This window comes from Streptomyces sp. H27-H5 (assembly GCF_026627505.1).
GTDB lineage: Bacteria > Actinomycetota > Actinomycetes > Streptomycetales > Streptomycetaceae > Streptomyces.
In genome coordinates this window covers 1-14,016 of the sequence record NZ_JAPNLK010000056.1, presented here as the reverse complement: position 1 = coordinate 14,016, position 14,016 = coordinate 1, and the positions used below count along the sequence as shown (strand labels likewise).

Here is a 14,016-nt window from a genome sequence, read left to right as displayed (position 1 = left end):
CAAGCCTGCCAGAGGCTGAGCGGCATGAACCCTTCCGCTCCCGCGGCACCGCTGCGCGACCTCGCCCCCGGCATCGCCGGCATGGTGCTGGTCGGCAGCAGCGTGTCCGTCTCCCGCGCCCTCGTCGACGCCCCGCTGTTCGCCACCCAGGCGGTCCGGTACACGGCTGCCGCCCTGATCCTGTTCACCCTCGCCCGGGTCTCCCGGATCCCGATCGCGCGTCCCCGGGGGCGGGAGTGGCTGTGGCTCGGCGGGGTCGCGGCCACCGGGCTGGTGCTGTTCAACGTGGCAGTCGTCCGCGGGGTCGCGCATGCCGAACCGGCCGTGATCGCCGTCGCCGTGGCCGCCGTACCGATCGTCATGGGCCTGGTCGGGCCGCTGTTGGAGGGCGGCCGGCCCAGCCGTCGGGTGGTGACGGCCGCGCCGGTCGTCGTCGCCGGGGCCGTGTTGGTGGAGGGAACGGGGCGGAGCGACGCCGCCGGGGTGGGCTGGGCGGCGCTCGCGCTGGGCTGCGAGGCGGGGTTCACGCTGCTGGCGGTGCCGGTCCTGGGGCGCCTCGGCGCGTGGGGTGTCTCCGTGCACGCCGTGTGGATGGGGGCGCTGATGTCGGCGGGTCTCGCCGTGCTCGTGGAGCACCCCGCCGAGCTGGTGGAACTGGGTCCGTCCCAGTGGGCGGCCGTCGGGCACCTGGCCGTCATGGTGACCGCCGTGGCGTTCCTGCTCTGGTACCGCACGGTGGCCGCGGTGGGTTCCGGCCGCGCCGGGCTGCTGACGGGGGTCGCGCCGATCGCGGCCGCGGGGGTCGGGGTGGCGACGGGCGGGGCGGTTCCCGGGCCCGCGGTATGGGTGGGCCTGGCGGTGGTGGTCGCCGGGCTGGCGCTGGGGCTGCGCCCGCCGGGAGCCGTGAGGGCGGCGGCTCCGGGGCCGGCCGAGGCCCCGGCCGGCCGCTCCGTGAGGGGCGTGCGGGCTTGAGGCTCCCGGCCGGGTGGATCACAATCCGCAGATGTCGACGCTCCCGTACAGCGGTTCCTCGTACAGCGGCCCCCCGTACAGCAGTTGGATGCGTTACCTGTCTCCGACCGCCAACCACCGCCGGCTGGGCCTCGTCTGCCTCGGCGTGGGAGTGCAGGAGGGGGCGCTGCCGGTCGTGGGCCCGCGGGTGTTGGACCACCACGTGGCGGTGGTGGTCAGTCGCGGCCGGGGCTGGTTCGGTCATGCCGGCCGGCCGCCGCAGCCCGTGACCGCGCCGGCGCTGCTGTGGCTGGTACCGGGGGTCGAGCACCACTACGGGCCCGATCCGGGCGACGGCGGCTGGGACGAGTGCTTCGTGGACTTCGCAGGTCGTGGCGTGGAGGCGTACACGGACCTGGGCTACGTCACCCCGGACCGGCCGGTCGTGCCGCTGAGCGACACGGCCGGGGTACGGCACGTGGTCGACGGGATCGTTCGGGCGGCCCGGCAGGGCGGCCCGCTGCTGGAGGTGGAGGCCGCCGCCGGGGTGCACGCCCTGCTGGTGGCCCTGCGCTACGCCCGCGCCGAGGTGTCCCGGCACGGGGACGCGGTGATGGACGCGCTGGCCCGGGACGCGCTGTTGCCGATCTCGGTGGCGGAGCACGCGGCGCGGCTCGGGATCACGCTGGCGGAGCTGCGCGGGGCGGTGCGGCGTGCCACCGGCGAGGGGGTCAAGGAGTACCTCCTGGGGATCCGGCTGAGCCGGGCGAAGGAACTGCTGGCCCGTACCGACCTGCCGGTGGCCGGGATCGCCCGGCGGGTCGGCTACGAGGACCCCGCGTACTTCAGCCGGCTCTTCAGCCGCCGGGTGGGCATGGCTCCGGTCCGGTTCCGCGGCCGGCAGTCACTTCAGCGGCGGCAGCCGCCGCCCGACCCTCAGGGCCGGTAGCCGACGTCGAGTTCCGCCATCGAGGTCCACGGGTTGCCGTTCACCTCCCGCGTCGCCCGGAGCCTGACGTGGCGGGCCGTTCGGGGGGCGAAGGTGACGTCCTGCCGCGCGGCGCCGTCCGGGAAGGTCCCGGAGGCGGCCGCCGCGCCCCAGTTCACCCCGTCGATCGAGGTGAACACCTGGAAGTCGGCGATCCGGCCGTTGCTCTGCGTCTGCCGGGGCAGGGCGTGCAGGGCCGACACGTTGTAGGCGGCGCCCAGGTCAAGGGTGATCTCGTGCGGCATCGGCGCGGCGCCGGCGTACCAGCGGGTGTGCCAGAGGGTGGAGGCGTCGCCGTCGAGGACGTTGGCGGCCGCGCCGTTCTCGGCGGCGGTCTCCTGGCTGTCGACCGCCTCGACCCTCATCCGGCCCTGAGGCACGAGCAGTTCGCCGCCGGAGCCCGGACCGAGGTCGTCGACGGTGAGGTCGTCGAGGATGAGGTCGGCCTGGTCGTGGGAGTCCTCGGCGGTGACCTTCCGTACGCCGAACCAGGCGTCGGCCCCGGCGGTGAAGGTCCTGGTGAAGGTGGTGGCGGTGCGGGCCTGACCGAGGGCGGTGGCGCTCTCCGTCGCGCCGGAGCCGACGACGAACCGGTAGTCGCCGGTGAACCCGTTCTCGTAGCGGAAGTCGACCCGGTAGGAACGGCCCGCGGTCAGCCGCAGCGTCTGCGGGAGGGTGCGGTACACCAGGCCGGGCCGCTCCTCGTGCGACTTGAGGGAGTTCTGTCCGCCGATCACGTCGTCGACCAGCTTCCCGTTCCAACCGGCTTGCGTGTAAGGGGCATTGCGCTGCGCGATGTGGGTGCGGGGATCCGCGGCCGAGCCGCCCGCGCCGCCGAAGGCGAAGGGGCCCCAGCCCGCGTCGACGTGCTCGAAGTCCTCCGCGAACCAGTGGCCGCCGAGCGGCGTGCGGGCGGAGCGGACCACGCGCACGTCGTCGAGCACGACCGTGCCGGGTCCGGTGGCCGCCGAGAGGGTGAGGGTGGCCGAGTCCCGGCCGGCGGGGACGTCGAAGAGCACCTTCATCCGCTGTGAGGTGGTGCCGTTCTTGTCGCTGCCGCCGAGGTTGTCGGTCAGCGGTGAGGAGTCGGCGTACACGGAGGCCGCGGCGCCGCCGGTCGGGGTGACGGCGAGGGTGGCGGCCCGGCCGGTCGGGGTGGTGACCCACACGGAGGCCGCGTACGTGCCGGGGGTGAGACCGGTGAGTCGTTGGGAGACGGCGGGCGAGGTCCCGGCGGCCATGGTCAACTCGTGCTGCCCCCGGGCGTTGCGGGTGACGGTGGCGCCGGTCCCGGTGACGCTCCAGGCGGTCAGGTCGCCGGAGTGGAAGGAGGGGTCCTTGACGGGAGTGCCCTCGCCCCACTGCGGGTCGGCCTGGGCCGGGGCGGGGCCGTCGGTGACGACGTACGCGGTCCTCGCGGCGGCGTCGAGGGTGATCCGGCCCGCGGTGACGGGCAGGTCTGCCACGAACTGCCGTCCGGTGTCGGTCAGTCGGTACAGTCTGGGCGCCGTCCAGCCGGCGGGGAGGGTCCAGGTGGTGGCGCCGCCCGTGTCGTTCCAGTGGTACAGCTTGCCGTCGCGCGGGAGCAGGAAGTTCGACCCGCGCAGCACGGTCCGGCCGTCGGTGGTGATGGTGCGGGTGCCGCCCGCCCCGGTGACGGTGGTGCCGTCGGCGAGGGTGACGGTGTCGGCGGTCCACTTCACGATCGGCGACCGCTGGAGGTACTTCGTCGGCAGGTTGGTGGCGAAGGTGGTCCTGAGGAACGCCGTGAAGTCGGTCTTGCCCTGCCAGCCCTCGTACGCGGTGACCTCGGCGCCGCCGAGCAGCGGGTGGCGGGCGATCCAGTCGTCCTTGGCGTGGTTGGCGATGAAGCGGGCGATGGTCGAGTTGACGCCCTTCAGGTCGGTGCCGCCGTAGTCGACGTCGGCCGCCCAGTGGTGCCACAGGGACTGTTCGGTGAGGGTCTGGGGGAACTCCGTGGCCAGTTGGAAGCCGAGGGAGCCGATCTCGCGCTGGAGCGCGCGGGAGACGTAGCCGTCGCCGTACCAGACGTCGACGTAGAGGAAGTCCAGACCGGGAGCGGCCGCCTTGAGGTCCCGGAGCCGCTTGAGGCGCTGCCCGGACTGGCCGTCCCGGCGGGTGTCCACGTAGTACGACTGGTCGAGCCAGTCCCAGCCGAGGCCGCCGGTCTGGCGGGCCGGGTCGAAAGTGGCGGAGACCGGGTACTCCTCGGTGGCGTTGACGTGCACCCCGAAGTCGGCGTTGTAGGCGTGGCCGGCGGTGGTGAGGGTGTTCAGGTCGACGGCGCCGCCCTGCTTGGAGCCGATGTTCGCGTAGTCCATGTGCGCCGAGTCGTGGCCTTCGGAGGCGTACCCCTTGAGCAGGACGAACTGGCCGAGTCCGTCCGTGGCCAGGTTGACCCGTTTGGTCTCGTCGAGGGTCTGGGCGAAGGGGTGGGTGGCCTGGGAGGCGAAGTTGAAGGGGATGCGCTGGACGACCCGGTTCGCGGTGTCCTGCCAGCCGGTCGGCGGGGTCCAGATGTCGCGGTGGGCGACGGCGGCGTCCTGCCAGTCGACGACGGAGTCGGCGTTGCGGTCGGCGGTGACCGCGACCCGGGCGTACGGGAGCGGCTCGGTCTCGGACTCGGCGGCGCCGGCGGCCCGGTGGAGCCAGGCGCCGCTCCACAGACCGGCGCGCCGGTGGGAGCCCTTGGCGACGATCTGTCGGGCGATGCGCCCGTTCTCGCGGGCGGTGCCGCCCGAGGGCTGGTCGTAGAGGGAGTTCGAGTCGATGGCGGCGGCCAGCCTGCCGGTGTTGACCAGGCCGTACATCACGGTGGTCGCGGCGGGGTCCGCGGAGGTGGAGGCGGTGATCGGGGTGAAGGTGTCCCCGGTTCCGGTGGTCGCGGTGTGCATGACGGCCGTGGCCAGGGCGGCACCCGGCTGGTCGCTCCGGACACTGACGAGGTTGTGGTCGGGGATGGCGAGGGTGCGTACGCGCAGGTCTGCGGTGTCCTCGATCGCGGTGACCCGGAACTCGACGATCGAACCGGCCACCGACAAACGGGATCTGACGGTGACTCCGGAGAAGGTCAGGACGTAGTCCACGGCGGAGCCGGAGGGCGTCGAGGTGACGGTGGGGGTGTACGCGGTCCCGTTGACGAGGAGGGTGGTGATCGGGTCCTCGTTGCCGTTCAGCGCGTCCCCCGTGGCGCGCCGGGTGTAGTCGACGACGCGAGGGAAGGCGGGGTCCACCCTGACGGCCAGCTCGGGTGAGGTGATGGTCACGGGCGCGGCCCGCGGGGCGGCCGACACGGGTGGGGTGACGACGAGGGTGGCGATGAGACCGGCGACCGCTGCCGCGGCCGGCCAGAGGGGGGTGCGCATCGGGCCTCCGGGAGTCGGCGCTTCCTCGCGGAAGACCGCACGGCTCCGGAGCCTGCGGTCCGCTCACTGTCCTGACAGCTTGCGGACCCGGGCGGGGAAGGCCCATGGACAAAGCGGGGCCCCGTCCTGGACTTACGTGCGCCGCCGGTTCAGCCGGCGGGTACCAGGACGACGGCCGTGCCGTACGCGCACACCTCGGTGCCGACGTCGGCGGCCTCGGTCACGTCGAACCGCATCATCAGCACGGCGTTGCCGCCGCGCGCCTTCGCCTGTTCGATGAGCCGCTCCATCGCCTGGTTGCGGGTCTCCACCAGGGTCCTGGTCAGCCCCTTGAGCTCTCCCCCGATCATGGACTTCAGGCCCGCGCCGATCTGGCTGCCCAGGTGTCGGGAGCGCACGGTGAGGCCGAAGACCTCACCGATGACCCGCTCCACCCGGTAGCCGGGCACGTCGTTGGTCGTCACCACCATGACACCGGTCTGCTCGGCGCCGGGGCCGCCGCCGTAGTCTTCGATTCCCATGCGTCCCACTCTGGATCCGCGGGCCGTGCCGCGCATCCCGGCGGCCGTCGGGCGGCGGACCGGGCCGGCAGGCGGTCCGGCGCGACCTGGGCGGCACATTGGGCATTTCGGGCTAAACGGCGGTGCGTCGCCGGAGTCCGGGGGCGCCGCGTGGTCATAGTCGTCCGTGGCAACCGCCAGGTTGCCGCCCGGCCTGCTCGTCGCGGTCGGGCGGATGTCTTTGCAGAGGAGCCGGCTCATGCTGAAGCCCACCAGGACCATCCTCGCTCTCGCCACCGGAGGCCTGGTGCTCGGCCTGGTCGGCGCGGGCACCGCCATCGCCGACGAGGGCCCGATGGACGACATGTCGGGGCACGAGAAGGTGATCCTCGACGGTGACGACGACTACGACGGTGACTACGACCGTCCGCGCCACGTCCGGGGCAAGGTCGTCTCGCGCGGCCCGCTGAAGGTCCGCAGCAAGCCGAGCACCCGCGCGTACGTGCTGGGCAAGGTCCAGCCGCACCAGAAGCTCGCCCTGGAGTGCAAGACCCGCGGCGAGCGGGTCGACGGGAACAACATCTGGTACCTGCTGGCCGACCGGGACCGTGAGAACGGCAACGACGGCATGAACGAGGACGAGGACCGCACCGAGCGGATGAACCACAAGGACCGCAAGGACCGCTGGGTCTCCGCCCGCTACGTCGACAACCTCTCCCCCGTGAAGTGGTGCCGCAACTGATCGGTGGCTCCCACGCCCTGACGGCCGAGGGTCCGGTCCCCCGCTCACGGGGGGCCGGACCCTCGGCCGTCGTACGGGCGGTCCGGATCAGTCCGCGGGGCGTACGGTGCGTGGTCCCGCGCAGCGCGCGCCGTACGCCTCGACGCGCGAGCGCAGTTCCCGGTCGGCCGTGACCACGACGCGGTCGCGCCCCGCGTGGGCCGCGACGAGTTCCACGATCCGGTCGTCGCCGCTCCCGGGCGCGGAGTCCACGCGTACGCCCGGCACGGACTCGACGCCCCGGGTGGCTCCTTCGACGACCAGGACGATCTCCTCGCCGGCGTCCCGTTCCGCGAGCCGGTCCCGCAGCCGCTCGGCGGCGCCCCGACGGTCGCGCCACCAGCCGTCCGGGACGGACCCGACGACGTTCGCCCCGTCGACGATCAACACGGTGCCGGTCGCGGTCACGGTGGCTGCCCTCCGTCAGAAATCGCCGTAGTTGACCTGCCAGGTGGGCAGGCCCATCCGGCGCCAGACCGCGACCACCCGGTCCCGGTCGTCGAGCGAGACGCGTACCGCGTAGCGGTGGCGCACGTGCGCGTCGAACAGCTCGGCCTTGACGACGTCGTCGCGGCGGGTGTCGCCGGCCGCGCGCATCCACAGCTCGTCGTACGGCACCTGGTGGCGCCGCAGCCAGGACTCCGTCTGCGGGCGGTGTTCCTCGCCGCGTCCGGACAGCAGCACGATGACGTCCCCGTGGGCCCGCCGGAAGGCGTCGAGCGCGCCCCGCACGGAGTCGTTGAGCCGGTCGAGTTCGCAGCGCGTGAAGTCGTACGGTCCCCGATCGCCGATCAGGGCGAGCGTCCCGTCTATGTCGCACATCACGGCGGAGGGCAGCGACGGGTCGGCGACGTACGGCTCGACGGGGGGCTGGTCGTTCAGCCACTCGGCGGTGAGCTTCCAGCCGCCCTTGCGGGACTTGGCGTGCTTGTCGGCCAGGATCCGGATGATCTCCTCGCCGACCTGTCGCTCGCGGGCGGCGTCCCGACGCAGGCACTCCTCCAGCGGCACGTCGGTGAAGTCGTGGACGACGAAGGTGGCGCGCCCGCCGACGGCCGCCTTGAGCCGCTTGGGGATGTTCGGGGTGAGGTGGGTGTTGTCCACGACGACGTCGAAGCCCCCCTCGACCGCCGCGCGCAGCGCCGCGTCCTGGATCTCCAGAACGGTCTGCTCGTGCTTGTACGAGTGGCCGCGCCCGTGGTCGTGCCCGTCGAGCATGCCCCGGAGGTCGTCCAGGTTGACGCGTCGCATCCGGCCGCCGGACTCGGCTTGCAGGGCGCGTGCGGCGGTGGTCTTGCCGGAGGCGGGCAGGCCCGTCATGACGTGGACCACGGGCAGGGGACGCACGGGCGGCGCGTCAGCCGCCGGGGGTTCGCCCGTCGCCATACCGGGCTCGTCGGCCGACGGCCGGGTGGCCGAGGGACCGGTGGCGGAGGGGCGGGCGGCCGACGAGGCGGTCGCCGACGGCGCGGTGGCCGCACGCGCGGCGACCGGGGTGACCGGCCTGCCCGCCGCGGCCGACCTGACCTGCGCGGGCACCGTCTTCGCGCCGTCCCCGGGCCTGGGCGCGTTCTCCTCGTCCGTCAGGAAGGGGACGGAGGTATCCGGCCGCAGGGAACGCCAGGTGACGAGTTCGGTCGACTTCCCGTCGAGCCGCAGGAACATGGTGGAGCGCAGGATGCCGGCGGGCAGCTGCTTGGCGGCGCGCGCGAAGGCGCCCCGGTCGGCGGCCAGGTGCGCCAGGCCGGCGAAAGCCTCGTCGATGGTGCGCTCGCGCTCCGCCGCGGCCGCCTCCAGCCGGTCGATGACCTTGCGGACCCAGGCGTCGAACTCGTCCGGGACTTGCGCCAACAGCGCGTCGAGCGGCTTGCCGCCCCAGGCCTGGAGGTCGGCGACGGTGCACTGCAGGCCCTGGGCCAGCTCCTTCGCGGGCAGGCCGGCGAAGCGCTGCACGCCGTGGCTGCGCCAGATGTCCCGCTCGTTGACGCCGGTGAGCACCCTGTGCAGGCGCACGTACTCGGCGATCTTGGCCTTGGCCCGGACGCCCGACGCGAAGCGCAGCACGTACCCCTCGGCGTCGGTGCCGGTGGACGTGCCGCCTCCGAGGAGGGTGTTGGCCTCGGTCAGCGCGACGAGTTCGGCCAGGGGCATGGCGGGCCACACCTTGACGACGGCGCCGACGGGCGCCCAGTGCGCGGCGGCCTCGGCGAGCGGCACCTCGGTGCCGTCCGCGCCGAACGCGGCGAGGAGCACCAGGTCGCGGCGTTCGCCGTAGTCGACGACGATCCGGTTCTGCGGGTACAGGATCTCGGCGAGGTAGGTGACGCCCGGCACGAGCGCCGAGGTGTCCAGGCCGTCGAGCCGGCGCTGCGCCCAGGTGGCCTGGGTGCTGATGAAGGAACCCTTGGACGCGACCCGCCACCGGTCGGCGTAGTGGAAGACCACGGCGAGGCTGCCGTCGACCTTGTCGTAGACCTCGAACGGCTCGTCGGGCAGTGCGGGGGCGTACGGTTGGCCGGACTCGTGCTCGCCGACGTTGAAGAACTTCGGCAGCGGCAGGGCGACGATCCGCCCGGTGGTGTCGTCGGCGACGAGACCGCGGCAACGCCTGGTGACCTGGTTCCAGACCTGCTCGTACTGCGCGGTGCGCGTGTACGTGTAGATGGACAGCGGCAGTTCGGGGTGCGACTTGCGCGTCACGTACCCGGCGTCGATGGCCGCGGCGAGATCCTGGGCGGGCAGCAGTGCGTGAAGAGTCAGGTGGTCCTGGCTCATGGGGTTCCTCCCGGTTCGAGATGCCGCATTCTCTCGTGCGGGAGACGTGCGCCGATAGTCAATTATGGCCGGATACCCGGGCTGATCAGGGGTTCCTCGGTGGCGTGCGGGTTCCGCAGGCTATCGCGAGATGCAGAGCTCGTTGCCCTGCGGGTCGAGGAGGGTGGTCCAGACGCTCGGCCCCTGGCGGCCTTCGTGGAGGCGCTTGGCGCCCTTGGCGACGAGACGCTCGACCACGGCCTCGTGGTCGGGACCGGTGCGCACGTCCAAGTGGACGCGGTTCTTGACCGTCTTGGCCTCGGGTACGAGCTGGAAGAGGATCCGGGGCGCGACCTCCAGCCCGTCCGGGTGGCGGATCCCGGCCCCCGCCTTCCAGACGAGGACGCCGCGGTGGGTGGTGGTGTCCTCGTCGGTGGCGTGTCCGGCCTCGATCATGCTGCGGATGAACGCCTCGTCACTGGGCTCCACTTCCCATCCGAGGGCGTCAGCCCACCAGTCGGCGAGCGGGTGCGGGTCGGTCGAGTCGACGGTCACCTGAAACGTGTAGGCCATGCAGGGACCCTACTGAGCGGTGCGCGGGCGCGCCACAGGAACGCGAGCCGCGTCGTTTCGCCTTCGGCGCCCCGGTGATCGGTACCGTTTCCGGCACGTGTTCGGGCTTCGTCCGCCGGACGTCATCGGCCACTGCGCCTCATGGGGGCACCGGATGGGATCCGACCACGCGGGGAACGACCGGGGCGGGATCCTGCGGGCGTTCGCGGACCGACTGTTCCCTCCGGTGTTCCCTCCGGCGGGGGGCGGTGGCGGCGCAGCCGCCCGGCCACACGGGCTGGTGCCGCCGCTGCTGGTCGTGTTGACCTTCGTGAGCGGTCTGGTGGACGCCGTGAGTTACCTCGGTCTCGACCACGTGTTCGTCGCCAACATGACGGGGAACGTGGCCCTGCTCGGCTTCGCCCTGGCCGGTGACCGGGAGCTGTCCGGCGCCGCGTCGGTCCTGGCCCTCGCCGCGTTCCTGCTGGGGGCGTGGGCCGCCGGACGGTTGCGCCGGTCCGGGGCCGGGGGCGGGAAGGGACTGTTCGGGCCGCTGGTGGCGGTACAGGCGGTGTTGGTGGCGGGGGCGTTCGCCGTGTCGGTGACCGGCGGCGGGCAACTGCTCCTGGTCGGACTGCTCGCGCTCGGCATGGGCCTGCAGAACGCCGTCGTCCACCGGCTCTCCGTCCCGGACCTCACCACGACCGTGGTCACCCGTACGTTGACCGGGCTGGCGGTCGACCCCTGGGGTCCCGCGTCGGTACGCCGGGTGGTCTCGGTGGTGGCGTTGCTCTGCGGGGCGCTGTGCGGCGGGCTGCTGACCCTGAACCACGGCTCCCGGTGGGCGCTGCTGGCGGCGCTCGTCCTGCTGGCCTGGGTGGCCGCGCTGGGTCTGCGCGGCGCGGGCCCCGGTCCGGAGCCCGGTCCGGGGCCCGCCGGACCGTAGCCGCGCACCGGTCGCCGAGGGGCTCGGACGTCGGCCGGTCGCCGACCGGTGCGTACGTCGCCCTCAGCGCGCGCCGGCGGTGCGCCGGTCCAGGGCGAACGCCGCACAGGTCATCACGCAGGCGGCCACGGCGATCCACAGCAGCACCTCCCCCACCGGGCGCAGCCAGGCCACGCCCGTCGGGTCGGCGGCCGACAGGCAGGCGGTGGCCGTCATGCCGAGGGGGAAGACGGTGGACCAGCGCCGGATGTCGTAGCGGGGGCGCGGGCGGCGCAGTTCGGCGGTGAGCAGGACGGCGTACCAGGCCAGTGAGAGGCCGAGGGCGACGAGGGTGGCCGTGCGCAGCCCCGTGTGCACCGCCCCCGTCCAGATCGGCGCGGCGGTGAGCTTGGCGCCCGCGAGGGCGGTGATGGACAGCGCCCCGCCCGCCACCCAGTGGTCCCCCGCCCCGCCGGTCACCTCGTGGAGGTCGAAGCGGGCCAGGGCCAGGCCGTACAGCAGCACGCCCAGACAGGAGAAGGCGAGTCCCGCCCGGCCGAGCCAGTCCTGGTGGAGGGTGACGCACAGCGTCGCCGCGAGGACGGCCAGTCCCTGGGTGGCCACGCAGACCAGGAAGACCGCTCCCGGCATCCGCCGCTTCCAGTGCCGCAGGACGTGGTGCAGCAGGAACGGCCAGAGCGCCGCGGCGAGGGCGAGCAGGCCTGCGGCCACGACCTCCAGGCCGGACTGGGCGAGGCGGGCGCCGAGCACGGTGGTGGCGGCGACGGCCGTCAGGGCGGGTGGGGTGTAAGCCTCGGACCGGAAGCGGCGGCGGTCGGCGATCAGGCGGAGGCCGAAGTCGGCGGCCAGTACGAGCCACAGCGCCCCGGCGACGGCGAGCGCGGCCAGCGACAGGAAGTCGTGGCCGATCAGTTCCAGGCCGATGGAGAGGATCCCGGCGGCCATGACGGCGGAGCCGGCGGCGGGCGGGAGTCCGGCCCACCAGCGGTCTGCGCGCACGAGGCGCCCGGGGAGGAGGCTCACCCCTCCAGCGGACACCCGTCGGCGGCGACCCGCCAGCCCACGTCCGCCCGCGTACCGGCGGCGCCCCCGGCACGCGGGCGGCACGTCCTCGACGGGGGAATGCGCCGGAGTGCCGTACCCGGGTGCGGGCGGGGTGCCAGTCTGGGAGGACCACAACCTTGGGGGCCGGCCATGGAACGTGAGGAACGGCAGCGGGCACAGCACAGGGGGCACGAGGTACGGCCCTCCGCGGCGGCGGGCGGGCACGGGTCGTACGGACCGCCGTCGCAGCGTCGGGCGATCCGGACCCCTACGTTCGCCCCGCACGACGAGGAGCGGCAGCGGCAGGAGTTCCTCACCGGGACGGTGCCGGCGGCGGGCGCCTGCGTGATCCTCCCGGTGGGCGTCGCGCCGGACGCGGACACGTCGCCCTCGTTGTTCGTCATCACCGTCCACGAGGACGAACGGACCTACGGACCGGCGCCGGCGCTGCGCGAGGCGTTCGCGCTGCTCGACGCGCGGGGGGCGCAGGAGACGGGCCGGGGGTTGGACGTGGGGTGCGCGTGGTCCGGTTTCGGCGGGGTCAGGCCCGTGGTCAAACTCCGGCTGGACTTCCGGGTGCCGCGCACGGCGCCGGTCAGGTCGACGGTGTCGATCGCGGTGCCGGCCGATCCGTACGCCGAGGTCTGGCACCACGTCCTCGACGGTGGGCTGCTCGGCATCAGCACGAAGGCGCGGCTGGACCGGGTCACGAGCCTGCCCCGTTCGTCGTTCGCCGCCGGACTGGAGGCCTGTCTGCTGCTCGGCACGGGGCCCTCGCCGGGGTTGGAGCGGCTGATCACGACGCACGAGTGGCCGCACGGCTGAGCGGGCCGGGCGACCGGGCGGGCCGGGCCCCGCCGGTCGGCGTGGGCCCCTGCGTCACATGACGCCTCGGGTACGGAACTGGATGCTGACGCGGGGGCCGACGGCGCGGGTGGACTTGGGCACCGCGTGCTCCATGGTGCGCTGGCAGGAGCCGCCCATGACCACGAGGTCGCCGTGCCCCAGCGGCAGCCGCAGCAGGGTCGGGCCGCCCTCGCGCGGGCGCAACGCCAGGTCGCGCGGATCTCCCACGGAGACGATGGCGACCATGGTGTCCTCGGTGGCGGAGCGGCCGGTCCGGTCGCCGTGCCAGGCGACACTGTCCTTGCCGTCCCGGTAGAGGCACAGTCCGGCCGTCACGAACGGTTCCCCCAGTTCGGCGGCGTAGTGGCCGGTCAGCGCCGTGCGGGCGTCGATGAGCGCGGAGTGCGGGAGTGCCTCGCCGGCCCCGTAGAAGGCGAGCAGTCGGGGTACGTCCACGTCCCGTTCGTACATCCGGCGTCGCTCGGCCCGCCAGGGGACGTCGGCGGCGAGTCGTTCGAACAGCGCGTCGGAGCCGGACAGCCAGCCGGGCAGGTGATCGACCCAGGCGCCGGCCCCCAGCTCCGTGCGGCGCAGTCCCGCGAGCGGGCCGAGGCGGATGTCCTCGGCCTGGTCGAAGAGGGAGCCCTGAAGCGCGTGCATGGTCTCAGCCTACCCCCACAACCGAACACATGCTCGAATAACGAGGGTGCGCCCGACACCGTGCGCCGGCACGCGTGGACCCTGCGGACGCGCGCCTCCACGGACGGGACGGGCGCCTGCGTGGAGCCGGTACGGGTCAGCCCCGAGGGGCGTACATGATCACGGCCACGCCGGCGAGGCAGAGGCAGGCGCCGATCAGGTCCGCCCGGTCCGGGCGGTAGCCGTCGAGCACCATGCCCCAGATCAGCGAGCCGGCGACGAAGACCCCGCCGTACGCGGCGAGGATCCTGCCGAAGTTCGCGTCCTCCTGGAGGGTGGCGACGAAGCCGTAGATCCCGAGGGCGATCACGCCCGCGCCGATCCACGCCCAGCCCCGGTGTTCCCGGACGCCCTGCCACACCAGCCAGGCTCCGCCGATCTCGAAGAGGGCCGCCGCGAGGAACAGGCCGACCGAACGGGCGACGAGCACGTCGACGCCCGTCTCTAGTGCTGCACCGCGAAAGTTCGTGGAGGGGGGTTGGGCCGGTCAGGCCGGGCTGCCGAGGTAGAGGGTGCCGGCGCAGGTAAGGCAGTCCTCGGGACTGCCGATGGGGAGGCCGGTGGGGAGG

General features: G+C 73.6%; 13 protein-coding genes. 5 read left to right on the top strand and 8 right to left on the bottom strand.

Annotation, left to right across the window (positions count from 1 at the left end; genetic code table 11):
* The first annotated feature begins 24 nt into the window (after positions 1–24).
* Positions 25–972: a DMT family transporter gene (locus OTB19_RS26005; RefSeq protein ID WP_267800907.1), complete on the top strand. Its 948-nt coding sequence runs from the start codon at positions 25–27 to the stop codon at positions 970–972.
* 31 nt (positions 973–1,003) lie between these two features.
* On the top strand, positions 1,004–1,900 hold the full coding sequence (locus tag OTB19_RS26000) for a helix-turn-helix domain-containing protein (RefSeq protein ID WP_267800905.1): 897 nt from the start codon (positions 1,004–1,006) through the stop codon (positions 1,898–1,900).
* On the opposite strand, the gene OTB19_RS25995 is transcribed toward OTB19_RS26000, so the two are convergent.
* Complete coding sequence (locus OTB19_RS25995; protein ID WP_267800904.1) at positions 1,888–5,325, bottom strand: endo-alpha-N-acetylgalactosaminidase family protein; 3,438 nt, start codon at positions 5,323–5,325, stop codon at positions 1,888–1,890. The two genes, OTB19_RS26000 and OTB19_RS25995, sit on opposite strands and share 13 nt — an antisense overlap.
* Positions 5,326–5,474: 149 nt before the next feature.
* Complete coding sequence (locus OTB19_RS25990; RefSeq protein ID WP_267800903.1) at positions 5,475–5,846, bottom strand: YbjQ family protein; 372 nt, start codon at positions 5,844–5,846, stop codon at positions 5,475–5,477.
* A gap of 238 nt (positions 5,847–6,084) precedes the next feature.
* Here OTB19_RS25990 and OTB19_RS25985 point away from each other — a divergent pair, with 238 nt between their 5' ends.
* The gene (locus OTB19_RS25985) at positions 6,085–6,567 is read left to right on the top strand and encodes a hypothetical protein (protein WP_267800902.1); all 483 of its coding nucleotides are present in this window, start codon (positions 6,085–6,087) and stop codon (positions 6,565–6,567) included.
* An 87-nt stretch (positions 6,568–6,654) separates the two neighbouring features.
* On the opposite strand, the gene OTB19_RS25980 is transcribed toward OTB19_RS25985, so the two are convergent.
* From OTB19_RS25980 to OTB19_RS25970, 3 genes are all read right to left on the bottom strand, one after another.
* On the bottom strand, positions 6,655–7,014 hold the full coding sequence (locus tag OTB19_RS25980) for an NTP pyrophosphohydrolase (protein ID WP_267800901.1): 360 nt from the start codon (positions 7,012–7,014) through the stop codon (positions 6,655–6,657).
* Between the two features lie 15 nt (positions 7,015–7,029).
* Positions 7,030–9,381, bottom strand: coding sequence for an AAA family ATPase (locus OTB19_RS25975; protein WP_267800899.1), 2,352 nt, complete (start codon positions 9,379–9,381; stop codon positions 7,030–7,032).
* Between the two features lie 120 nt (positions 9,382–9,501).
* Positions 9,502–9,933, bottom strand: coding sequence for a VOC family protein (locus OTB19_RS25970; RefSeq protein WP_267800897.1), 432 nt, complete (start codon positions 9,931–9,933; stop codon positions 9,502–9,504).
* A gap of 154 nt (positions 9,934–10,087) precedes the next feature.
* Here OTB19_RS25970 and OTB19_RS25965 point away from each other — a divergent pair, with 154 nt between their 5' ends.
* Positions 10,088–10,858 (top strand): YoaK family protein, encoded by a 771-nt coding sequence (locus OTB19_RS25965; RefSeq protein ID WP_267800896.1) that lies wholly within the window; start codon positions 10,088–10,090, stop codon positions 10,856–10,858.
* Positions 10,859–10,921: 63 nt separating this feature from the next.
* Here OTB19_RS25965 and OTB19_RS25960 read toward each other — a convergent pair whose 3' ends face one another.
* Positions 10,922–11,881 (bottom strand): tellurite resistance/C4-dicarboxylate transporter family protein, encoded by a 960-nt coding sequence (locus OTB19_RS25960; RefSeq protein WP_267800894.1) that lies wholly within the window; start codon positions 11,879–11,881, stop codon positions 10,922–10,924.
* A 171-nt stretch (positions 11,882–12,052) separates the two neighbouring features.
* Here OTB19_RS25960 and OTB19_RS25955 point away from each other — a divergent pair, with 171 nt between their 5' ends.
* The gene (locus OTB19_RS25955) at positions 12,053–12,727 is read left to right on the top strand and encodes a hypothetical protein (RefSeq protein ID WP_267800893.1); all 675 of its coding nucleotides are present in this window, start codon (positions 12,053–12,055) and stop codon (positions 12,725–12,727) included.
* Positions 12,728–12,781: 54 nt separating this feature from the next.
* On the opposite strand, the gene OTB19_RS25950 is transcribed toward OTB19_RS25955, so the two are convergent.
* Both OTB19_RS25950 and OTB19_RS25945 read right to left on the bottom strand, forming a co-directional pair.
* A complete protein-coding gene (locus OTB19_RS25950) occupies positions 12,782–13,408 on the bottom strand; it encodes an alpha-ketoglutarate-dependent dioxygenase AlkB (protein WP_267800891.1) in 627 nt (208 codons plus the stop codon).
* 136 nt (positions 13,409–13,544) lie between these two features.
* Positions 13,545–13,877 (bottom strand): YnfA family protein, encoded by a 333-nt coding sequence (locus OTB19_RS25945; RefSeq protein ID WP_267800889.1) that lies wholly within the window; start codon positions 13,875–13,877, stop codon positions 13,545–13,547.
* Between the last annotated feature and the right edge of the window lie 139 nt (positions 13,878–14,016).

Excerpts from the sequence above, each read along its gene's own strand:
- OTB19_RS25995 (WP_267800904.1), bottom strand. The coding sequence starts at position 5,325 with ATGCGCACCCCCCTCTGGCCGGCCGCGGCAGCGGTCGCCGGTCTCATC.
- OTB19_RS25970 (WP_267800897.1), bottom strand. The coding sequence starts at position 9,933 with ATGGCCTACACGTTTCAGGTGACCGTCGACTCGACCGACCCGCACCCG.
- OTB19_RS25965 (WP_267800896.1), top strand. The coding sequence starts at position 10,088 with ATGGGATCCGACCACGCGGGGAACGACCGGGGCGGGATCCTGCGGGCG.
- OTB19_RS25975 (WP_267800899.1), bottom strand. The coding sequence starts at position 9,381 with ATGAGCCAGGACCACCTGACTCTTCACGCACTGCTGCCCGCCCAGGAT.
- OTB19_RS26000 (WP_267800905.1), top strand. The coding sequence starts at position 1,004 with ATGTCGACGCTCCCGTACAGCGGTTCCTCGTACAGCGGCCCCCCGTAC.
- OTB19_RS25955 (WP_267800893.1), top strand. The coding sequence starts at position 12,053 with ATGGAACGTGAGGAACGGCAGCGGGCACAGCACAGGGGGCACGAGGTA.
- OTB19_RS25990 (WP_267800903.1), bottom strand. The coding sequence starts at position 5,846 with ATGGGAATCGAAGACTACGGCGGCGGCCCCGGCGCCGAGCAGACCGGT.
- OTB19_RS25985 (WP_267800902.1), top strand. The coding sequence starts at position 6,085 with ATGCTGAAGCCCACCAGGACCATCCTCGCTCTCGCCACCGGAGGCCTG.
- OTB19_RS25950 (WP_267800891.1), bottom strand. The coding sequence starts at position 13,408 with ATGCACGCGCTTCAGGGCTCCCTCTTCGACCAGGCCGAGGACATCCGC.
- OTB19_RS26005 (WP_267800907.1), top strand. The coding sequence starts at position 25 with ATGAACCCTTCCGCTCCCGCGGCACCGCTGCGCGACCTCGCCCCCGGC.